This is a genomic window from Amycolatopsis sp. NPDC114504 (assembly GCF_055633595.1).
Map to the genome: position 1 here is coordinate 1,412,073 of NZ_JBVKDU010000003.1, position 20,742 is coordinate 1,432,814.

21 protein-coding genes are annotated in these 20,742 nt (G+C 70.4%); 11 read left to right on the forward strand and 10 right to left on the reverse strand.

The window, feature by feature from the left end; genetic code table 11:
- The first annotated feature begins 169 nt into the window (after nt 1-169).
- Genes ACZ7PG_RS28160 through ACZ7PG_RS28175 form a run of 4 tightly spaced genes read left to right on the forward strand, consistent with a single transcriptional unit; the run spans nt 170 to nt 3,079 of the window.
- Complete coding sequence (locus ACZ7PG_RS28160) at nt 170-439, forward strand: helix-turn-helix transcriptional regulator (protein ID WP_284742952.1); 270 nt, start codon at nt 170-172, stop codon at nt 437-439.
- On the forward strand, nt 436-981 hold the full coding sequence (locus ACZ7PG_RS28165; protein ID WP_470242052.1) for a hypothetical protein: 546 nt from the start codon (nt 436-438) through the stop codon (nt 979-981). Before ACZ7PG_RS28160 ends, ACZ7PG_RS28165 begins: the two co-directional genes overlap by 4 nt.
- Complete coding sequence (locus ACZ7PG_RS28170) at nt 978-1,892, forward strand: ABC transporter ATP-binding protein (protein ID WP_470242053.1); 915 nt, start codon at nt 978-980, stop codon at nt 1,890-1,892. Before ACZ7PG_RS28165 ends, ACZ7PG_RS28170 begins: the two co-directional genes overlap by 4 nt.
- Nucleotides 1,889-3,079: an ABC transporter permease gene (locus ACZ7PG_RS28175; RefSeq protein WP_470242054.1), complete on the forward strand. Its 1,191-nt coding sequence runs from the start codon at nt 1,889-1,891 to the stop codon at nt 3,077-3,079. The genes ACZ7PG_RS28170 and ACZ7PG_RS28175 overlap by 4 nt, the downstream gene beginning before the upstream one ends.
- Before the next feature lie 766 nt (nt 3,080-3,845).
- On the opposite strand, the gene ACZ7PG_RS28180 is transcribed toward ACZ7PG_RS28175, so the two are convergent.
- From ACZ7PG_RS28180 to ACZ7PG_RS28195, 4 genes are all read right to left on the reverse strand, one after another.
- Complete coding sequence (locus ACZ7PG_RS28180) at nt 3,846-5,192, reverse strand: cryptochrome/photolyase family protein (RefSeq protein WP_470242055.1); 1,347 nt, start codon at nt 5,190-5,192, stop codon at nt 3,846-3,848.
- A gap of 64 nt (nt 5,193-5,256) precedes the next feature.
- Nucleotides 5,257-6,573: a citrate synthase gene (locus ACZ7PG_RS28185; RefSeq protein WP_470242056.1), complete on the reverse strand. Its 1,317-nt coding sequence runs from the start codon at nt 6,571-6,573 to the stop codon at nt 5,257-5,259.
- A 198-nt stretch (nt 6,574-6,771) separates the two neighbouring features.
- A complete protein-coding gene (locus ACZ7PG_RS28190; RefSeq protein WP_470242057.1) occupies nt 6,772-7,713 on the reverse strand; it encodes a carbohydrate kinase family protein in 942 nt (313 codons plus the stop codon).
- Between the two features lie 41 nt (nt 7,714-7,754).
- Nucleotides 7,755-8,336: a TetR/AcrR family transcriptional regulator gene (locus ACZ7PG_RS28195; protein ID WP_470242058.1), complete on the reverse strand. Its 582-nt coding sequence runs from the start codon at nt 8,334-8,336 to the stop codon at nt 7,755-7,757.
- A gap of 101 nt (nt 8,337-8,437) precedes the next feature.
- Between ACZ7PG_RS28195 and ACZ7PG_RS28200 the strand changes: the two genes are divergently transcribed.
- Together ACZ7PG_RS28200 and ACZ7PG_RS28205 are read left to right on the forward strand one after the other, a co-directional pair.
- Complete coding sequence (locus ACZ7PG_RS28200; protein WP_470242059.1) at nt 8,438-9,574, forward strand: acyl-CoA dehydrogenase family protein; 1,137 nt, start codon at nt 8,438-8,440, stop codon at nt 9,572-9,574.
- A 50-nt stretch (nt 9,575-9,624) separates the two neighbouring features.
- Nucleotides 9,625-10,164, forward strand: a complete 540-nt coding sequence (locus tag ACZ7PG_RS28205; RefSeq protein WP_470242060.1) for a Uma2 family endonuclease — start codon at nt 9,625-9,627, stop codon at nt 10,162-10,164.
- Nucleotides 10,165-10,212: 48 nt separating this feature from the next.
- Here ACZ7PG_RS28205 and ACZ7PG_RS28210 read toward each other — a convergent pair whose 3' ends face one another.
- Genes ACZ7PG_RS28210 through ACZ7PG_RS28220 form a run of 3 tightly spaced genes read right to left on the reverse strand, consistent with a single transcriptional unit; the run spans nt 10,213 to nt 12,814 of the window.
- Nucleotides 10,213-11,430, reverse strand: coding sequence for an amidohydrolase (locus tag ACZ7PG_RS28210; protein WP_470242061.1), 1,218 nt, complete (start codon nt 11,428-11,430; stop codon nt 10,213-10,215).
- Nucleotides 11,431-11,441: 11 nt separating this feature from the next.
- Nucleotides 11,442-11,942 carry a GNAT family N-acetyltransferase gene (locus ACZ7PG_RS28215; RefSeq protein ID WP_470242062.1) on the reverse strand — a complete coding sequence of 167 codons (501 nt, stop codon included), beginning with the start codon at nt 11,940-11,942 and terminating at the stop codon, nt 11,442-11,444.
- The gene (locus ACZ7PG_RS28220; protein WP_470242063.1) at nt 11,909-12,814 is read right to left on the reverse strand and encodes an aldose 1-epimerase family protein; all 906 of its coding nucleotides are present in this window, start codon (nt 12,812-12,814) and stop codon (nt 11,909-11,911) included. The genes ACZ7PG_RS28215 and ACZ7PG_RS28220 overlap by 34 nt, the downstream gene beginning before the upstream one ends.
- A gap of 66 nt (nt 12,815-12,880) precedes the next feature.
- On the opposite strand from ACZ7PG_RS28220, the gene ACZ7PG_RS28225 reads away from it, so the two are divergent.
- Genes ACZ7PG_RS28225 through ACZ7PG_RS28240 form a run of 4 tightly spaced genes read left to right on the forward strand, consistent with a single transcriptional unit; the run spans nt 12,881 to nt 16,180 of the window.
- Nucleotides 12,881-13,459: a TetR/AcrR family transcriptional regulator gene (locus ACZ7PG_RS28225; protein ID WP_470242064.1), complete on the forward strand. Its 579-nt coding sequence runs from the start codon at nt 12,881-12,883 to the stop codon at nt 13,457-13,459.
- A complete protein-coding gene (locus ACZ7PG_RS28230) occupies nt 13,459-14,292 on the forward strand; it encodes an MBL fold metallo-hydrolase (protein ID WP_470242065.1) in 834 nt (277 codons plus the stop codon). Before ACZ7PG_RS28225 ends, ACZ7PG_RS28230 begins: the two co-directional genes overlap by 1 nt.
- Nucleotides 14,289-15,113 (forward strand): MBL fold metallo-hydrolase, encoded by an 825-nt coding sequence (locus ACZ7PG_RS28235; protein ID WP_470242066.1) that lies wholly within the window; start codon nt 14,289-14,291, stop codon nt 15,111-15,113. The genes ACZ7PG_RS28230 and ACZ7PG_RS28235 overlap by 4 nt, the downstream gene beginning before the upstream one ends.
- 53 nt (nt 15,114-15,166) lie before the next feature.
- Nucleotides 15,167-16,180 (forward strand): hypothetical protein, encoded by a 1,014-nt coding sequence (locus ACZ7PG_RS28240; RefSeq protein ID WP_470242067.1) that lies wholly within the window; start codon nt 15,167-15,169, stop codon nt 16,178-16,180.
- On the opposite strand, the gene ACZ7PG_RS28245 is transcribed toward ACZ7PG_RS28240, so the two are convergent.
- The 3 genes from ACZ7PG_RS28245 to pdxH all read right to left on the reverse strand — a co-directional run bounded on the left by ACZ7PG_RS28245 (nt 16,181) and on the right by pdxH (nt 18,834).
- The gene (locus ACZ7PG_RS28245; RefSeq protein ID WP_470242068.1) at nt 16,181-16,741 is read right to left on the reverse strand and encodes a DUF3558 family protein; all 561 of its coding nucleotides are present in this window, start codon (nt 16,739-16,741) and stop codon (nt 16,181-16,183) included. It lies immediately after the preceding gene.
- 24 nt (nt 16,742-16,765) lie between these two features.
- A complete protein-coding gene (locus tag ACZ7PG_RS28250; protein WP_470242435.1) occupies nt 16,766-18,034 on the reverse strand; it encodes an MFS transporter in 1,269 nt (422 codons plus the stop codon).
- Between the two features lie 122 nt (nt 18,035-18,156).
- Nucleotides 18,157-18,834 (reverse strand): pyridoxamine 5'-phosphate oxidase, encoded by a 678-nt coding sequence (pdxH, locus tag ACZ7PG_RS28255; RefSeq protein WP_470242069.1) that lies wholly within the window; start codon nt 18,832-18,834, stop codon nt 18,157-18,159.
- Nucleotides 18,835-19,052: 218 nt separating this feature from the next.
- Between pdxH and ACZ7PG_RS28260 the strand changes: the two genes are divergently transcribed.
- Entirely contained in the window at nt 19,053-20,726 is a 1,674-nt protein-coding gene (locus tag ACZ7PG_RS28260; protein WP_470242070.1) for a purine-cytosine permease family protein, read from the forward strand.
- The last annotated feature ends 16 nt before the right edge of the window (nt 20,727-20,742 follow it).

Consider the following 20,742-nt stretch of genomic DNA (forward strand, 5'->3'; position numbering starts at 1 on the left):
ACCCTTCCCTGGGGGGCGTGCCCACGTCCAGTCTACCGCCACCCACCGACAGCAAGATCCTCTTCCGCGCCGCGACCCCAATCTGTCCACATCACGCCGACCCTGTGCACAACCGGACTTGATGTGCACTTAACTTGACGACCCGTTGGGTTTTTGCAACAGTACGTTCATGAGTCCGGTCAGACGCGGCAAAGAGCTGCCGATCTACAACCGGCTTCCCGTGCTCCGAGCCGAGCGCGGGTTGAGCAGGGCCGCGCTCGCGAATGCCGTCGAGGTCAATCCTCAAACCATCGGTGCTCTCGAGCGGGGCGATCACTATCCGAGCCTGGACCTGGCCTTCCGGATCTGCGCGGTCTTCGACCTGCCGGTCGAAGCGGTGTTCAGCCGCGCGCCGTTCACGCCACTGTCCACTCAGGTCTACCGCGAGGGGGGAGCATGACCGAGCAACCGGGCCGGCTCGCGGCCTACTGGGAACGTCAGCTGGACAAGATGGACGAGCGCGAACTGCGGCACTCCCGGCGGCTGCCGGGCTGGCGCACCCGGCGGCGCCGCCGGACCCTCACCGCCGTGCTGGCGCTCGGCGATCTCGGGCTGGTCGCCGGCGCCTCGATCTTCACCACCGGCAGCGACTGGCTCTTCGGTGCGCTCTGGCTGTCCAGCGCCCTGGTCGGCGGCACCGCGTTCCTGCTGCTGCGGATCCTCACCGGCCGGATGAGCGGCGGCTTCTCGCGGCTGCTGGACGAACGCGAGCGCGAGTGGCGCCACCGCGTCACCTACATCGGCTTCCAGGTCCTCAGCTACCTGATGATCGCCGCGATGGTCTACACGCTCGTCGTCGCCCGCACCGAAGACGGGGCCTTCCGCGGCGTCATGATGATCTCCGCGCTGCTGGTCACCGGGACGACCGTCCCGGCGCTGCTGCTCGGCTGGTCGCTGCCGGACGACGACCCCGAGGATTTCGAAGAAGGGATGGGGGCATGACCGAGGGGACGCTGGAGATCGACGGGATCTCCAAGCGCTACGGCACGAAGGTCGCGCTCGACGGCGTCACCTTCGACGTCCGCGGCGGCGAGCTCTTCGGGTTCGTCGGCAGCAACGGCGCCGGCAAGACCACGACCATGCGGATCGTGCTCGGGGTGCTGGCCGCCGACAGCGGTGAAGTGCGCTTCAAGAACGAAAAGATCACGCACGAAGCGCGCACCCACATCGGCTACATGCCCGAGGAACGCGGGCTCTACCCGAAGATGAAGGTCCTCGAGCAGCTGATCTACCTCGCCGAGCTGCACGGCCTCAGCGCGAACGAGGCCCACCGCAACGCGGAGAACTGGATCGGCAGGCTCGGCCTGACCGAGCGCCGCAAGGACGAGGTGCAGAAGCTGAGCCTCGGCAACCAGCAGCGCGTCCAGCTGGCCGCCGCGCTGGTGCACGACCCGGCCGTGCTGGTGCTCGACGAGCCGTTCTCCGGCCTCGACCCGCTGGCCGTCGACGTCATGAGCGGCGTGCTGCGCGAGAAGGCCGCGGCCGGCGTGCCGGTCGTGTTCTCCAGCCACCAGCTCGACCTCGTCGAGCGGCTGTGCGACCGCGTCGGGATCATCCGCGGCGGCCGGATGGTCGCCGTCGGCACCGTCGGCGAGCTGACCGCCGGCGCGAGCAGCAAGCTCGTCGTCACCGCCCCGGGCGCGCCCGGCGGCTGGGCCGCGGGCCTGCCCGGCGTGCGCGTACTGGAAAATCACGGCGCAACCACCGTGCTCGACCTCGAACCGAGCGCGGACGACCAGGCCGTGCTCGCCGCGGCGAGGGCCACCGGGCCGGTCACGGAGTTCAGCCGCCGTCGCCGGTCGCTGACCGACCTGTTCCGCGACGCCGTCTCGGACAAGGGGGAACCGCGATGAAGACGCTGAGCGGCCGGCGCGCCGTCTGGCTCGTCATGAAGCGCGAGCTGAACACGCGGCTGCGCACACGTTCGTTCGTCATCGGCACCGTCGTGATGCTGGTGCTGCTGCTGGGTTACGTCGGCTTCCAGACGTCGCTGGCGGGGTCGGCGGACAAGAGCACCGTCGGGCTCACCGGCCAGGCGACCGGGATCGCGCGGCAGCTGCAGGTCGAAGCCGCGCAGTCCGGCCGGCAGATCTCGACCGTCACCATCACCGACCCGGCCGACGGCCGCGAGAAGGTCGAAGACGGCGACCTCGACGCGCTCGTCTCGGGCAGCGCGGCGAAGCTGACCGCCACCTACAAGTCCTCTTTGGACGATCAGCTGCGGAAGGTGCTCGACCAGGTCGCGCAGCAGCAGGTCCTCGACGGCGTGCTGTCGTCCGCGCAGCTCGAGCCGGCCGACGTGATGGCCCAGGTCGACGGCACCCACGTGCAGGACGACCCGATCTCGCCGGAGCCCGCGGACCAGACGCAACGGCTCGTCGTCGGGCTGATCGTCGCGTTCCTGCTCTACATCAGCATCATCACCTACGGGATGATGGTCGCCCAGGGCGTCGTCGAGGAGAAGTCGAGCCGGGTCGTGGAGATCCTGCTCGCCAGCGTGCGGCCGTGGCAGCTGTTGCTGGGCAAGGTGATCGGGCTCGGCCTGGTCGGGTTGACGCAGCTGGTGATCCTGGCCGCGGCCGGGCTGGTCGCGGCGTCGGTGACCGGGGTGTTCACGCTGTCCGGCTTCGCCACTGGCGCGATGCTGTGGGGCCTGCTCTGGTACCTGCTCGGATTCCTGTTGTACGCCACGATCTACGGCGCGCTGGGCTCGCTGGTGTCGCGGCAGGAGGACACGCAGTCGGTGGTCGGGCCGCTCAACATCGTGCTGATCGTCGGGTTCGTCACCGGGTTCAACCTGCTGCTGCAGGACCCCGACGGCACGGGGACGAAGGTCATCTCGCTGATCCCGTTGTTCTCGCCGATCCTGATGCCGGCCCGGATCGCGACCGGCGCGGCGATGGGCTGGGAGATCGCGCTGTCGCTCGGGCTGACGGCCGCGCTCGTCGCACTGCTCACCTGGCTGGGCGGCAAGATCTACGGCAACAGCGTGCTGCGCATCGGCAGCCGCATCAAGCTGTCGGAAGCCCTCCGGGGCTGAACTGGGGAGCCGGCCGAGTGCGTGTCCTGTTGTCCGGGTACGACTCGCGTGGGAGCGTCGAGGTACGGGTGTGCGCGCCGCCCGACGAGGAGTTCGCGCGGCGGCTGGCGGGCGCCGGGGTGGAGATGGTGCCGGTCGGCCAGGCCGTGCGGCCGTTGGTGACCGCGGCGAAGCCGCCCACCGCGAAGGGCATTCCCGAGCGCGCGGCCGAGCTGATCGCCGGGGGTGCCGACGGGGTGCGACGCGGTGGTGGCGACCGGCCTGGTGCCCGCCGTGGCCGGCGCGCGGTCGGTGGCCGAGCTGCGGGGCTGTACGCGACGTTCCAGCAGCTCACCCTGCCGACGCCGCACCACCCGCCGCGGCTGACGCACGCGGGCATGTCGCTCCCGCCGGAGACCGGCAACCGGGCGTTGTGGGACCTGGAAGCGCGGAACATCGACGGCCTGTTCAAGTCCGCGCTCGACACCCAGCGGGCGGCGCACGGCCTGCCGCCGGTGGGCCGCGTCCTCGACTTCGTACTCGGCGACCGCCCGCTGCCCGCCGAGCTGGAAGCGTTCCTGAACGCGGGCGAACCACCCGTGTACGCGGGTTTCGGCAGCACGACGCCGAGTGGTGCGCAGGTCGCCGTCGAAGCGATCCGGGCACTGGGCCACCCCGACCGTCGAATCCCTGTCGGCCGCGCTCGAGACGGCGCTGGAAGCCACCGCGCGAGCGAAAGCCGTCGCCGCCTCGATCCGCACCGACGGCGCGAAGCTGATCCTAGACGCTACGAAGTGATCTTTCCGTACCGCTCCAAGGACACCTGGCGTTCGTGGGCGTGGTCGACCATGGGCTCCGGGTACTCCTTCGGACGCTCCTTCAGCTTGTGCACGGCCTTGCCCCCGACCGGCCGCAGCTCCGGTACGTACTTGCGGACGTAGTCGCCGTTCGGGTCGAACTTCTCGCCCTGCGTCGTCGGGTTGAAGATCCGGAAGTACGGCGCCGCGTCCGTGCCGGAGCCGGCGACCCACTGCCAGTTCAGCTGGTTCGAGGCGAGGTCGCCGTCCACGAGGTGCTTCATGAAGTGCCGCGCGCCGACCCACCACGGCAGGTGCAGGTCCTTCACCAGGAAGCTCGCGACGACCATCCGCACGCGGTTGTGGATCCAGCCCTCGGCCAGCAGCTGCCGCATCCCGGCGTCGACGATCGGGTAGCCGGTCTTGCCGGCGCACCACCGCTCGAAGGCCTCGCGGTCGTCGTCGTGCTTCATCCCGTCGAACCGCTTGTCGTAGTTCTTGCGCGCGGTTTCCGGGCGGTGCCACAGGACGTCGGCGTGGAACTCGCGCCAGCAGAACTCGCTCCGCAGCGACTTCGCGCCTACGCGGTCGTCACCCGCCAGGTCGGCCAGCAGCGTCCGCGGGTGGACGCAGCCCCAGCGCAGGTACGGCGAAAGCCGCGTGGTGCCTTCGCGGTCCGGGCGGTCACGATCGGAGTCGTAGGTCTCGATGCCGTCGTCGAGGAACGCGTGCCAGGCGTCCAGCGCGGCCTGCTCACCCGGCTCGGGCAGCGTCGCGGAAACCTTGGGCGGCTTGGGGATCTTCAGCGAGCGCGGCGGTTCGACCCAGTCCACAAGGGACGGTCCGGTGTCGGCGGGAGAGTGCCAGCCGTGTGCGGTCCAGGCGCGGAAGAACGGCGTGAAGACGCGGTACGGGTCGCCGTCCGGCTTGGTGACGCGGCCGGGTGTCACGGCGTACGACGAGCCCGTCTCGACCCAGTCGATGTTGTTGTCCGCCAACGCCTTCGCGACTTCGGCGTCCCGGCGCCGGCCGTAGGGCCCGGTGTCCGTGCTGACGTGCACCGCCGCGGCGCCGATCTTCTTCGCGGCCTTCACGACCTCGGCCGCCGGTTCGCCGCGCACCAGCATCAGCCGGCCGCCGAGCTGCTCGTCCAGCTTCTCCAGGCACCCGTAGAGGAACGCCTCCCGCGGCGCCCCGCCCGGCTTCAGCAGCGCCTCGTCGAGGACGTACAGCGCGAGGACGTGCTTGCTGTGCTTCGAGGCTTCCAGCAGGGCGGCGTGGTCGCCCAGCCGCAGGTCGCGGCGGAACCACAGGACGACGGGTGCTTCTTTGGTCACGACGGGCAACGATAAACGCCCCGTCGTGCGGGTGCACAACGGGGCGTTTACCAGGGTGAGCGGATCAGCGCTCCGACATCGGGGTGTAGTCCCGCGACGCGTGGCCGGTGTAGATCTGCCGCGGGCGGCCGATCTTGGTGGCCGGGTCGTTGATCATCTCGCGCCAGTGCGCGATCCAGCCCGGCAGGCGGCCGAGCGCGAACAGCACCGTGAAGAACTTCGTCGGGAAGCCCAGCGCCCGGTAGATCAGGCCGGTGTAGAAGTCCACGTTCGGGTACAGCTTGCGCGAAACGAAGTAGTCGTCCGAAAGCGCGGTCTCTTCGAGCTTCTTGGCGATGTCGAGCAGCTGGTCGCCGCCCTTCAGCTTGCCGAGGATCTCGTCCGCGGTGTTCTTGATGATCTTCGCGCGCGGGTCGTAGTTCTTGTACACCCGGTGCCCGAAGCCCATCAGCTTCACGCCCTTTTCCTTGTTCTTCACCCGCTCGACGAACTTGGCGACGTCGCCGCCGTCGTTCTTGATGCCCTCGAGCATGTCGAGCACCGCGGCGTTCGCACCGCCGTGCAGCGGGCCGAACAGCGCGTTGATGCCGGCCGAGATCGACGCGAACAGGTTCGCCTCGGACGAGCCGACCAGGCGCACGGTCGAGGTTGAGCAGTTCTGCTCGTGGTCGGCGTGCAGGATGAACAGCAGGTCGAGCGCCTTCGCGACGTCCGGGTCCACCTCGTACGGCTCGGCCGGGAAGCCGAACGTCATCCGCAGGAAGTTCTCGACCAGGCCGAGCGAGTTGTCCGGGTACAGCAGCGGCTGGCCGACGGACTTCTTGTACGCGTAGGCCGCCAGGGTCGGGACCTTGGCGAGCAGGCGGATGGTCGACAGCTCGACGTTCGGCTCGTCGAACGGGTCGAGCGAGTCCTGGTAGAAGGTCGACAGCGCCGACACCGCGCTGGACAGGACCGGCATCGGGTGCGCGTCCCGCGGGAAGCCGCTGAAGAACGCCTTCAGGTCTTCGTGCAGCAGCGTGTGCCGCTGGATCTTCTCGGTGAAGTCGGCCAGCTGGGCCTGGGTCGGCAGCTCGCCGTAGATCAGCAGGTAGGAGACCTCGACGAAGGTCGACTTCTCGGCCAGCTGCTCGATCGGGTAACCGCGGTAACGGAGGATCCCGGCGTCACCGTCGATGTAGGCGATGGCGGACGACGCGGCACCGGTGTTGACGAAACCCGGGTCGTAGGTGATGTACCCCGTCTGCGCCAGCAGCTTCCCCAGCTCGATCCCGGGCGCGCCCTCGACCGGGTGGACGATCTTGAACTCGTGCTCGCCACTCGGCAGGGTCAGCTTCGCGGTTTCGCCGCCGGACTGCCCCGCAGTCGTCGCGTCGGACATGCAAGTCCCTCTCACGTTTCGGCACGGGCCGGCGGCGCCTGCGGGTTCCACAGGTAGCCAAGTGTTCACGCGAGGAAACACTGGCGCCTCGCTGCACACCGCCCCGCTGGGGTATGAAGAATGCCCCTCTACGCTAGTCGAGAAACGTGTGTTCGCGCAGCGGTGGCGTTGCTCATGGGGCCCCCTTTGGGACCAGGTTCACACGCTGGACGCCATATCGGCGGATGTCGGCGGCTCCGCCCCGCTCCGCGAAACCGTGATGGAAGCCGCCTTCGCCGCGAATTCGAGCGCCTCGCGCCACGCCTCCGCGTCGAGAGAGGCCAGGTCGGTGACCTCGCGGGTCTGCAGCCAGGCCAGCAGCGCACCCTGGACGGTGTCGCCGGCGCCGATGGTGTCGACCACGGTGACCTTCCGCGACGGCACGTGGGCCAGCTCACCTGCGGCGGTGATCACCGCGACGCCGTCGGCGCCCCGGGTGAGCACCACGGCGTCCACACCGGACTCGATCCACGTCTTCGCGGCGGCGACCGGGTCGGCGCCTTCGGTGAGCCACGCGGCGTCGTCGTCGGAGATCTTGAGCAGCCGGACGTCCGGCAGCCAGGACCGGAACCGGGCGCGGTAGGCGGCCGGGTCGGTGATGAGCGCTTCGCGGATGTTGGGGTCGAGGACGGTCAGGACGCCGCGGGCGGCCTCGCGCCGCAGCATCGCCTCGTACGCCGACGCGCCGGGCTCGAGGACCATCCCGAGGGTGCCGAGGGAGAGCGCGGTCACGGCGTCCGGCAGCGGTCCCGGGTCGGCGACGAGCCGGTCGGCCGTGCCCTCGACGTAGAACGTGTAGTGCGCGGCGCCCTTCGCGTCGAGCGCGACGACGGCGAGCGTCGTCGGCTCCTCGCCGCGCTGCAGCAGCGACGTGTCGACGTCCGAAGCGTGCAGGCGCTCGACCATCGCGGCACCGAAGCGGTCCGTGGACACGCGCGAGAGGAAGGCCGTCGGCACGCCGAGGCGGCCGGCCGCCAGCGCGACGTTGTACGGCCCGCCGCCGAGCCGCGGCAGCAGCGCGCGCAGCCCACCGTCCACAGTGGAATCCAAGGGGTCGCCGGGAACCAGGTCGACCAGAGCTTCTCCGCCTACGACGATCACGCCGGGAGTTTAGTGGAGTTCAGGCTGACAATTCCTGTCCGCTATTTGTTCAGCCCACCGAGGAGCAGTTCACCCAGGGCGGTGAACGCTTCGGCGTCCGAGACGTCGATCCGCTGACCGAGCACGCCGGTCTGGATGCCCTCGATGATCAGCCCGGTCATCTCGGCCACGAGCCGGGCGTGGACGTCGCGGAAGACGCCGTCGGCGACGCCCCGGTCGATGAACTGCCGCAGCCGCTGGGCGGCGAACCGGCTGTTGACCTGGTAGGCCTCGCGGGCCGGGGCGAACTCGGCGAGGTCGCGCATGAACGACGGCGACGCCCGGTTCAGGTGCTCGGCGACGCCGGCCAGGTACTCCCCGATGAGCTTGCGGGCGTCGTCGATCCCGCCGATCCGCTCCTCGATCCGCTCGCCGGCACCCCGGAAGAAGTGCGTGACGACCTTGACGGCGAGCTGCTCCTTGCTCGGCGCGAGCGCGTAGAGCGTCGACTTCGAACAGCGCAGACGGCCGGCGAGGTCGTCGAGGGTGAAGTCGGCGAACCCCTCCGCGAGGAAGAGCGCCTCGAGGTCACCGAGCAGGGCGCGCTGCCGCGCGGTCGGCCTGCGGCGGGGTTCGGGGGGCATCGGCTCACTATCTCCTACGTCTTCCGGCCACCCCAGGCCCGTCGTACTGTACTCTAAGCGGGCCCACAGTACTGTTTTCAGTACCGCTTTGGAGGACACCGATGCCCGCCGAACGCCTGCTGCCGGATTCGGACGCCGAGGACCTGGTCGCGCTGGCCAGGGAGATCGCCCGTGACGAGCTGGCGCCCCGCGCGGCGGCGGCCGAGGAGGCCGAGCAGTTCCCGCGCGAGCAGTTCCGCCTGCTCGGCAAATCGGGCCTGCTGGGCCTGCCGTACGCCGAGCGCTGGGGCGGCGGCGAGGTGTCGTACGAGGTCTACCTGCAGGTCCTGGAGGAGATCGCGACGGCGTGGATGACCGTCGGCGTCGGGCTGTCGGTGCACACGATGTCCTGCTACGCGCTGTCGGAGTACGGCACGGACGAGCAGCGCGGCGAGTGGCTGCCGGAGATGCTCGAAGGCTCGCTCTTGGGCGCGTACGCACTGTCGGAGACCCAGGCGGGCTCGGACGCGGCCGCTTTGTCGACACGCGCGCGTCTCGACGGCACGGACTACGTCGTCAACGGCACCAAGGCGTGGATCACGCACGCGGGGGTGGCGGACTTCTACACGACGATGGTCCGGACGGGCCCGGACGAGATCTCCTGCCTGCTGGTTCCTTCCGCGACCGACGGCCTGTCGGCGGCCCCGCGCGAACGCAAGATGGGCCTGACGGGCTCCCCCACGGCCCAGCTGATCTTCGACGGCGCCCGGGTGCCCGCGTCCCGGCTGCTGGGCACGCCCGGTGACGGACTGCGGATCGCGCTGTCGTCGCTGAGCTCGGGCCGGCTCGGCATCGCGGCGTGCGCGGTGGGCCTGGCGCAGGCGGCGCTGGACGAGGCGGTGGCGTACGCGAAGGGCCGGTCGCAGTTCGGCCGCTCGATCATCGACTTCCAGGGGGTCGAGTTCCTCCTGGCCGACATGGCGGCGACCGTGGAGTCTTCGCGGGCGACCTACCTGGAGGCGGCCCGGCGGCGTGACCGCGGACTGCCGTTCCAGCGGCAGGCGTCGATCGCGAAGCTGGTGGCGACGGACGGCGCGATGAAGGTGACGACCGACGCGGTGCAGGTCCTCGGCGGGGCCGGGTACACGCGGGACTTCCCGGTGGAGCGGTACATGCGGGAGGCGAAGGTGCCGCAGATCTTCGAGGGCACGAACCAGATCCAGCGGGTGGTCATCGCCCGGGAGCTGAAGAAGGCTTAGCCCCGATCGAGCGGGGACTGTCCCCCGCTCGCGACGGATACGGTGGGGCGATGCCCGGCCATCTGCTGACCATCGAGGAGTACGCGGCACTCGGGGAAACCGGCTCCGGCTTCACCGAGCTGACCGAGGGCCGCGTCGTGACCTGCCCCGGTTCCGGCCGGGCGCACGACATGGCGGTGTGCCTGCTGGCCGGGCAGGTCGAACGGCAGCTGCCGCGCGGGCTCGCGTTCGCCGTGGCCACCGACCTCGACCTGTGCCTGGTCCCCACGGGCGAACCCGGGTTCTCCCGACGGCCGGATCTGCTGGTCTTCGGCCGGGCGGCGCTCGCCAGGACCGGCGGCCTGCTGCGCGCCGACGAAGTGCTCGTCGTGGCCGAGATCGTGGCGCCGGGCTCGAAGCGCACCGACTACCGGGTCAAGCGCGACGAGTACGCCGACGCCGGCATTCCGCACTACTGGATCGTCGACATCACCGAGCCGGTCTCGCTGACCGCGTACGCCGGCCACCAGGGCACCGCCGCCGTCACCGGGACCTTCATCGCCGACGTCCCGTTCCCGGTCGAGATCGACCTGGACGCGCTGCTCGGCTGATCGGACAGCACGCCGGAACCGCCCGGTTACCGGCGTGCCGTCCGAAACTCAGCGGGACTCGCGGTAGCGGCGGTCCTTCGACACGCCCTCGCCGAGAGTCTCGTCGAAGTGGAACACCTCGTCGCCCCGGACGAACACGCGCAGAGCACGGTTCATCACATCGAGCGGATCACCGCTCCACAGCACGACGTCCGCGTCCAGGCCGGGCTTCAGCGAGCCGATCTGACCGTCGAGCCCCAGCATCGACGCCGGGTTGATCGTGAGCGAGCGCAGCGCCGTCACCGGGTCGAGGCCGTCCTTGACCGACAGGGCCGCCTGGTAGACCAGGAAGTTGATCGGGATCACCGGGTGGTCCGTCGTGATCGCGATCTTCACCCCCGCCCGCGTCAGGATGCCGGCCGAACGCAGGGTCCGGTTGCGCACCTCCACCTTGGACTTCGTGGTGAACAGCGGCCCCAGGATGACCGGGATGTCGCGCTCGGCCAGCAGGTCCGCGATCAGGTGGCCCTCGGTGCCGTGGTTGACCACCAGCTTGTAGCCGAACTCGTCGGCCAGCCGGATCGCTGTCACGATGTCGTCCGCGCGGTGGACGTGCTGGTCCCAGTACAGCTCGCCGTCGAGGACCTTCGACAGCGTCTCCATCGTCAGGTCGACCTCGTGCGGCTTGCCCTCGGACTCCGCGTGCGCGCGCTTCGCCTGGTAGTTGCGGGTGTTCGTGAACGCCTCGCGCAGGATCGCGGCGACGCCCAGCCGGGTCGACGGCGTCTGCTTCTTCTCGCCGTACACGCGCTTCGGGTTCTCGCCGAGCGCGCTCTTCACGCTCACGTGCTCCGCGAAGACCATGTCGAGGATGCTGCGGCCCCAGGTCTTGACGCCGATCGTCTGGCCGCCGATGGGGTTGCCCGACCCCGGCTTGATGACGACGCTCGTGACGCCGCCGGACAGGGCGTCGTCAAAGCCGGAGTCGTACGGGTCGATGCCGTCGATGGCGCGGAAGCGGGCGCCGTTCGGGTCGGTCATCTCGTTGGTGTCGTTGCCGGCCCAGCCCTCGCCCTCCTCGTGCACGCCGAGGTGCGCGTGGGCGTCGATGAAGCCGGGCAGCACCCAGGTGCCCGCCGCGTCGACCAGTTCGGCGTCCTCCGGGATGTCGACATCCGCCTCGGCGCCGACCGCGACGATCTTGCCGTCGTCGATCAGGACCGTGCCGCCTTCGATGGGATCACCGTCGATGGGGACGACATGGCCCCCGACAATTGCCTTCGCCATAGTTCGCCACGCTAACGAACTGTGCCGGGCTCCTCCACACGGGCCTTCTCCAAGTGCACCAGCTCGTGGTTGTTCTCCGGCGTGCGGTGGGTCTCGCGGTAGCCGTGCTTCGCGTACAGACGCAGCGGCCCCACGCTCTTCGAGCCCGTGAACAAGCGGAACACGGTCACCGACGCCGGCGCGGCCGACTCCGCCGCGGTCAGCAACCCGCCGCCGAGGCCCGCTCCCTGGCGGTCGGGGGCCACGACCAGCCTGCCGATCATCCCCACGTTCCCCTCGACCGTGAGACGGACCGACGCCACCAACCGGTCGTTCTCCCGGATGCCCCAGGACAGACACGACGAAAGCGCCGCCCGCGTCTCGTCCAAAGTCTCCAGCAGCGGCGGCAAATCCCAGTCGTCGTGTGCGCGGGCTTCGGTGATGTACGCCGCTCGCTGCAGCGTCAGCACTTCGCCCGCGTCGGCGACTCCCAGCCGCTTCACCCGACTCGGATGCCCCAGCTGCCCGACCACGACGTCGCCGGCTCGAGCTCGATCAGGTCCGTGCCCGTGTTGAGCGCGTCCGCCGGGCAGGTCATCGGCTCGATCGCCACCGCGCGGCCGCGGCCGACCAGGTCGTCCGGGGTGAACACCTGCGCCCAGTGGAAGTCGGGGCCGGTCCAGACGACCAGCTGCTGCTCCCCGTGGGACAGCACGAAGTGGTGCTGACCATCCGAAGCCGCCGAGAGGCTCCCGAACGCCGTGTCCAGGTCGACGCCCGCCAGCACCCGGCCGGCACGGAAGTCGTACTCCGTGCCCTCGACGTCCTGCTCCGGCGCGTACGGCATCTGCTCGTCGCCCCGGTACGGCCGGACGCGGCTCGCGGGCAGCGTGAGGGTCAGCTCGTCGGTCGGGACGTCGCCGATCCGGAAGTACGGGTGCGTCCCGACGCCGACGCCGATCGGCTGCTCACCCTCGTTGCGGATCTCGTGGGTGATGGTCAGCTCCCGCGGCGCGACCTCGTAGGTGACGGTCGCGCGCAGCGGCACCGGCCAGCCCGGCCGCGCCTCGACGTCGACGGCCATCGTGATCGACGACTCGGCGTGCTCCAGCAGCTCCCACTCGAGGTGGCGGGTCAGGCCGTGGATCGCGTTGCCGCGCGCCTCCTCGGTGATCTCGAGCTGCTGCTCTTCACCCTGGAACGTCCACTTGCCGCCCTTGGTCCGGTTCGGCCAGGGCAGCAGCACCTGCCCGGCACCCTTCGGCGGCTTCGCGTCTTCGGGGAACTCCTCGACGTACGGCACTCCGCCGACCTCGAACGCGCGCAGCCCCGCGCCGATCTCGGTGACGACAGCGCGCGCGTTGCCGCGGGTGATCTCGAACTGCTGACCGGTCGGGTTGCCCATGCGACGACCTTACCGAGGCTCATACTCACTAGACCGGTCGTCATAGTTTGAGCTACAGTCGGCGCCATGGTCCGTCGCACCGACACGCGGCAGCGGATGCTCGACACCGCCGCCGACCTGTTCCACTCGCAGGGCTACCACGCCACCGGCCTCACCCAGCTGACCACGGCCGGGGGTGCGCCGAAGGGGTCGCTCTACTTCCACTTCCCCGGCGGCAAGGAGCAGCTCGCCGCCGAAGCCGTCCGGCTTTCGAGCGAGCGCACCGGCGCGATGCTCGAAGCGGTCCTGCGGGACGCGCCCGACGCGCCGACCGCGGTCGACTGGACCGTCGACGCGCTGGCGGCCTTCCTGACCGAGTCGGACTTCCAGCGCGGGTGTCCACTCGCGACAGTCGCGCTCGACGCCGCCGCGGAGAGCGAGCCGATCCGCGAAGCCTGCGCCGACGGCTATTCGTCGTGGCACGAGATCCTTCGTGACTACCTTGCGGGACAACAGCTTTCCGCGGAACGCGCGGACGAGCTGGCGACCATCGTGCTCGCCGCGATCGAAGGCGGGCTGCTGCTGGCCCGCACCCGCCGCGACCTCGCGCCGCTGCGCGCCGTCGCCACCCACCTGCACGCCACCCTCGAGAGGGAGTTCTCCTGATGCGCGTCCACCACCTGAACTGCGGCACCATGCGCCCCCTCGGCGGCGGCCTGATCGACGGCAAGCCAGGCCTGTTCCGGCGCGCCACCATGGTCTGCCACTGCCTGCTGCTCGAGACGGATACGGGTCTCGTGCTCGTCGAGACCGGCATGGGCACGCCGGCCGCCGTGGACCGGAACGCCTGGCTGGGCGCGGGTTTCGTCCGCCAGTCCAACCCGGTCGAAGATCCCGCGCAGACCGCGATCGCCCAGATCCGCGCGCTCGGCTTCGACCCGGCCGACGTCCGCGACATCGTGCTGACCCACCTCGACCTCGACCACGCCGGCGGGCTCATCGACTTCCCGTGGGCCCGCGTGCACGTCTACGCCGAAGAGCTGCGGGCGTTCCAGGAGCCGCGCGACGCCGCCGAACGCGGGCGCTACCGCACGATCCAGTTCGCGCACGGTCCACAGTGGACGTCCTATGCGGACGCCGGAGAACCGTGGTTCGGCTTCGACGCCGTCCGGCAGCTCGACGGCCTGCCGCCGGAGATCCTGCTCATCCCGCTCTCCGGCCACACGCGCGGCCACGCCGGGGTCGCCGTCGACACGGGCGACGGCTGGCTGCTCAACGCCGGCGACTCGTACTTCTTCCACGGGCAGGTCGAGGCCGCCCCGCACTGCCCGCCCGGCCTGAAGTGGTTCGAGGGCCACATGGAGACGGTGAAGGGCGCCCGGCTGGACAATCACGGCCGCCTGCGCCAGCTTGTTCAGGAGCACGGCGGTGAGGTGACCGTCTTCGCCGCGCACGACGAGACCGAGTTCCTCCGGCTGAGCTCCAGGAGCAGGGTATGAAGGTGCACCACCTGAACTGCGGATCGATGCGCCCGGCGGGCGGCAAGCTGCTCGACGGCGAGCCCGGCCTGCTCCGGCGGGCCGAGCTGGTCGCGCACTGCCTGCTGGTCGAGACCGGCGACAGCCTGGTGCTGGTCGACACCGGGTTCGGCAGCCAGGCCGTGGCCCGCCCCGGCGAGTGGCTGGGCCGGCCGTTCATGGCGATGGTCGGTGCCCGGCTCGAAACCGCCGAGACGGCCGTCGCGCAGATCAAGGCGCTGGGGCTCGACCCGGCCGACGTCCGGCACATCATCGCGACGCACCTCGACGTCGACCACGCGGGCGGGCTGGCCGACTTCCCGAACGCCGTCGTCCACGTCCGTTCCGAGGAGCACCGGGCCGCGACGTCGCCGTCGAACGCGGCCGAGAAGAACCGCTACCGCGCGGCGCAGTTCGCCCACCGCCCGCTGTGGAGCACCTACGACGAGCTGGGCGAGCCGTGGTTCGGCTTCGAGGCGGTCCGGTCGCTCAAGGGCCTGCCGGAAGAGATCCTGCTGGTCCCGCTCACGGGCCACACGCGCGGCCACACGGGCGTCGCGGTCGACACGGGCGACGGCTGGTTACTGCACGCGGGCGACGCGTACTTCTTCCACGGGCAGCTGGATCACGTCGCGCCGCACTGCCCGCCCGGCATGACGGCGTTCCAGAACCTCGTCCAGACCGAGCGCAAGGCCCGTCTGGAGAACCTGGCGCGGCTGCACGAGCTGGCCCGCGAGCACCCGGACGAGGTCACGGTGTTCTCGGCGCACAGCCCGGTCGAGCTGGCCGCCCTGCGCCGCTGAGGGAACCGGATGATCTCCCGTCGCATCTGAGCCGCGACGAAGGAGGCTCAGCGGTGACGAAGAAGTGGTGGAGTGCGGCCTTGACCGGGGCGGTCGCGGTGCTGGTCACGGCGTGCGGGAGCGGCACCCCGCCCGCACCGGCCGCCGCCGCGGCGCCGGAAGCGCCACCGCTCGACCTCTCCGGGGTCGTCCTGCTGCAGCATTCGACGCAGACCGGCCTCGACGACGTCGTCTTCGCCGATCCCGCCACCGGCGCGGCGAAGACGACCTTGTCGCTGCCCGGGTACGACAGCTCGCTGAACCGGTTCGACGGGCCGGCCACCAAGCTGGACCTCATCTCGCCCGACGGTCGGTACGCGACGCTCGAAACCGACGACGGCGTCGACGTGTTCAAGCTCAACGCCGACGACCGGCGGTACGAACGCACCGGCACCGCGCCGGAACCGGAGCGGTCGATGAGCGAGAAGCCCGCCAGGTTCCGGAACCCGCGGTTCGGGCCGGCCGGGTCGAAGCTGTACTTCGACGACGACAAGGCGGTGTACTCCGTCGACTACCGGCAGCTCGGGCCGCCGGTCGTGGAAGCCACGATCGTGCCGAACAGCAGCTCCGACCCGCACGTGGAGGACTGGGCGATCGGACCGCGGGGCGAGGTGCTGACCTGGAAGGACGCCCGGCACGCCGGCGAGGGCCTGACGTACCTGACCGACTCGGCGGGCGCGATCGCCTACGCCTTCTACGAAGAACCCGGCGCCGTCTACCAGTTCGTCACGGCGCTCGACGCGACGACCGTGCTGATGTCCGCCGTCACCGGCTCGGACGAGCACGGCGTCCTGATGCGCCTGTCGCTCGCCGGCGGAACGCCGCGGCCGACCAAGCTCGTCGACCGGTCCGAGCCGATGATCGCCAAGACCGCGGCGGCCCCGGACAAGACCACCGTGCTGTTCCAGACCGACCAGGACGAGTGGTTCCAGTCGCCGGTCACGCCGGGCGCGATCGCGCAGCCCGCGCTCGGTCAGCTGAAGCCCACCGGGACGCTGTCGGAGCGGCGGCTCGTCGGCTGGGCGTGATCAGCTGGCGTCGAGAGCCTGCTTGACCAGCGGCGCGATCTGCTCCGGCGTCATCTTCGCCGGGCCGGTGTAGTTGACCAGCACGGGCGTGCCCGCGACCAGCTCCGCCGAGGCGAGGGTGGCCGTCTTCTGCTCGTCGACGTAGTAGACGGCGCCGTCCGGGAAGCCGGCGACGTCCTTCGCGCCCGGCTTGCCCTTCTTGATCGAGGCGACCATCTCGGCGGGCTTGCCCTGGCGGCCTTCGTAGCGGGTCACCGCGAGCGCGCCCGCGGCCTTGCCGTTCAGCTGGTACTCGCAGCTGCGGGCCTTGCCGCCGTTGGCCGTGGTGTCCTGGACCGGGCCGGCCACCGCCTGGAGGTTGTCCAGGAACAGCGCCTTCGACACGGCGGCCGCGGGCAGCAGCTTGCACGGGTCCAGCGCCGCCGCGGCGGCCGGGTTCGCGCTGGCGCTCGAGCTCGGCTTGGGCGCGGCCGACGACGACGGCGCCTTCGACGGTTCGTCGCCCGACGAGCAGGCGGTCAAAGCGGCAAAAGCGACCAAAACGACGGCGAGGGTACGCATGCCCGGCACCCTAGCCCGAACGGCCTACGCGGTCGGCGCCCGGTACCGCCAGAACGCCGGGAGCAGGAACATCGACGCGCAGACCGACACGATCACCAGCAGGCCGCCGACGCTCGCCGCGGCCGCCGTGCCGAACGCGGCCGCGCCCCAGCCGTGGACCAGGTCGGCGATCCGCGGGCCGCCGGCGACCACGACCGTGAACACGCCTTGGAGCCGGCCGCGCATCTCGTCGGTGGTCGCGACCTGCAGGATCGCCATCCGGTAGACCGCGCTGACCATGTCGGCGGCGCCGGCCAGCGCCATGAAGACGACCGCGAGCCACAGGGAGTGCGCGAGCCCGAACGCCGCCACCGCCGCACCCCAGGCGCAGATCGCGACGACGACCGCGACGCCCTGGCGGTGGATGCGCGTCAGCCAGCCGGAGAACAGGCCGATCAGCATCGCTCCCGCGGGCAGGGCGGCGTAGAGCCAGCCCAGCGCCGGGCCGCCGCCGGGTGGATCGCCGAACGTGCGTTCGGCCATTTCCGGGATCAGCGCGCGGGGCATCCCGAAGACCATCGCGATGATGTCGGCGACGAACGAGGCCAGCAGCACCTTCTTCGTCGCGAGGTACCGGAACCCTTCGATGACGTCGCTGACGCCCGCGCGCCGCGACGGGCCGTTCAGCGGCGGGAGCGCCGGCAGCCGCCAGACCGCGAGCAGCGTGATCGTGAGGGCGACGACGTCGATCAGGTAGAGCGTCGAGAGGCCGAGGACCGGGATGAGCGCACCGGCGAGCAGCGGGCCGAAGACGGCGCCGAAGGTCGACATCGTCGAGCTCAGCGCGTTGGCCGACGGCAGCAACTCGCCCGGCACGAGCCGTGCGACGACGGCACCGCGCGTGGGCATGTTGATCGCGAAGAGGGCTTGGTTGACGGCCAGCAGGGCGAGGACGAGCCACACCGAGCCGAAGTTCAGGAAGGCCTGCAGCCACAGCAGCGCGGAGGTGATCGCGACGAGGACGTTGGTGACGACGAGCAGCTTCCGCCGGTCGACGGCATCGGCGACGGCCCCGCCCCAGAGCCCGAAGATCAGCAGCGGCACGAGGGCGACGAGCCCGGTGAGGCCGACGTAGGCGGAGGACCCGGTGAGGTCGAAGACCTGCTTCGGCACGGCGACGGCGGTCAGCTGCGTACCGACGGCGGTGACCACAGTGGACAGCCAGAGCCGCCGGAAGGCCGGGATCTTCAGCGGCCGGGTATCGACGATGATGCGGCCGAGGAGCTTGCGAACACCACCCGGACGGGGTGGCAAGGTCTCAGGCTCAGAGGTCACAACGGACGAGTTTAGCTCGGCTAACTATCTCGGGTCGCGTGATTTCCGTCGCCTGCGAACGTGGCCCCCTGCCGAGGCAAGGGGCCACCTTCGGAAAGCGGTTACGGCGCGACGCGCTCGATGTTCCAGCCGTCGTCGTTGCGGACGAACCGGAGCCGATCGTGCATGCGGTCCTCGCGCCCCTGCCAGAACTCGACCAGGTCGGGCCGGATGCGCCAGCCGCCCCAGTGGGGCGGGGCCGGGATCTGCTCGACGTCGGCGAACCGGCGCTCGATCCCGCTCAGCGCGTTGTCCAGCGCCCGGCGTCCGTCGACCACCCGGGACTGCGGGGACGCCCACGCGCCGAGCTGCGAACCGCGGGGCCGCTGGGCCCAGTACTCCGCCGTCTCCTTGACGCCGACCTTCTCGACCTCGCCGCGGACGTGGACCTGGCGGTGCAGCGCGTACCAGGGGAACGTCACCGACGCGTAGCGCGTCGCGGTCAGGTCGTGGCTCTTCTCCGACGTGTAGTTCGTGTAGAACACCACGCCACGGTCGTCGAGGCCCTTGCACAGGACCGTGCGGGAGGACGGGCGGCCTTCGGCGTCCGCCGTCGCCAGCACCATCGCGTTCGGCTCGGCGATCCCGGCCGCGACGGCCTGGTTCAGCCACCCCTGCAACTGGTCGGTCCACGTGGCCGCCAGCGCGGACTCGTCGAACGCCGCACCGTCGTACGCGACCCGCATCCCGGGCAGGCGTACTACGGCGTCTTCCACCTGGTGCTCGATCCTCGGCGTCATCGCCAAACCTCCACGCCCGGTCGGGGCATCAGTCGACTTCGGCCCTAGGCACGTTAGGGCCTTCCGAGCTGCGGCGGAACCCACTGAACGGTGACACCCGACACGACCGTGACGTAACTGCTGGACAACAAGCCGTAACCCGCGCGTCACCCACCGGACCAGGATCGATACAGCACGGCTCTACCTTCGGCCCGTTCCCCACCACTCCGGAGGCAGGCATGACCGAGATCCTGTCCAACGCCGAAGAAACCGCTCCCCCGAAACGCCGGTACGCCCCGCTCGCGGCCAACGAAAACCGCGAGGACTACTCACTGCGCTTCGCCGCCCATTCGTTCCGGAAATGGTCACCTTTCGTGGTCGCGACGACGGCGCTGGGCGGCATCGCCTACCTCGCCGACTTCGCGATCGGCGCCAGCATCGTCCTCTCCTACGGCTTCACGTCCGGGATCCTCGCGATCCTCGCCGCCGCCGTCGTCATCTTCACGACCGGCGTGCCCATCGCGGCTGCCTGCGCGAAGTCCGGCGTGGACATGGACCTGCTGACCCGCGGCGCCGGCTTCGGCTACTTCGGGTCGACGCTGACGTCGCTCGTGTACGCGAGCTTCACCGTCATCTTCTTCTCGCTCGAAGGCTCGATCATGGGGCAGGCGTTCGAGCTGGCCCTCGGCATCCCGTTGCCGATCGGCTACCTGCTGGCGACGCTGATCGTGCTGCCCTTCGCGCTCTACGGGATGGGCGCGGTCGCGAAGATGCAGACCTGGACGCAGCCGCTGTGGATCGCCGGGCTGGTGCTGCCGTTCGTGGTCGTGCTGGTCCGCGAGCCGGGCAAGTTCGCCGAGTTCGCCCGTTTCGGAGGTACCGAGGGCGCCGGGTCCGGGTTCTCCGCGATCGGGTTCGGCCTCGGCATGGGCGTCGCGCTCTCGCTGATCGGGCAGATCGGCGAACAGGCCGACTACCTGCGGTTCATGCCGGAGAAGACGGCGGAGAACAAGCGGTCGTGGTGGGCCGCGGTCCTCGCCGCCGGGCCCGGCTGGGTGATCCTCGGGGCAGCGAAGCAGATCGGGGGCGCGCTGCTGGCGTTCCTCGCGCTCGGCGTCGTCGGCAAGACGGCCGCGCTCGAGCCGATCGCGCCGTACCTCGAAGCGGTGAAGCCGGCGCTCGGCCCGGTGGCGCTGACGTTCGCCGCGCTGTTCGTCGTCGTCTCGCAGATCAAGATCAACACGACGAACGCCTACTCCGGCTCGCTGTCGTTCGCGAACTTCTTCTCCCGCGTGCTCCACAAGCACCCCGGCCGCGTCTGGTACGTGCTCGTGAACTGCGGGATCGCGCTCGCGCTGATGGAGTTCGGCGCGTTCGGCTTCCTGAACAAGATCCTCGGCTTCTACTCGAACGTCGCGATCGCGTGGATCGGCGCGGTCTGCGCCGACCTGGTGATCGCGAAGCCGCTCGGGCTTTCGCCGCGCTACATCGAGTTCAAGCGGGCCTACCTGCACAAGATCAACCCGGTGGGGTTCGGCTCGATGGTCGTCGCGTCGGCGGTGTCGATCGCGGCCTACTTCGGCGCGTTCGGCCCGTTCCTCGCCGCGTTCAGCCCGCTGCTCGCGCTGGTCATCGCGATCGTCCTGGTGCCGACGCTCGCCGTGGCGACCCGCGGGAAGTACTACCTGGTCCGGCCGAACACGGTCGCCGGGCCGGACGTCGACGCCGACCTGCGGGCGACGCACGTCTGCTCGGTCTGCGGCGACCCGTACGAGCTGCCGGACGTCGCCGACTGCGCGAAGCAGGACGGCCCGATCTGCTCGCTGTGCTGCACGCTCGACAGCACCTGCCACGACGTGTGCCGCACGACGGGCCCGGTTTCGCTGGGCTTGCCGACGCCCCGCCAGGCGTAATGTCCGTGACGGCCCG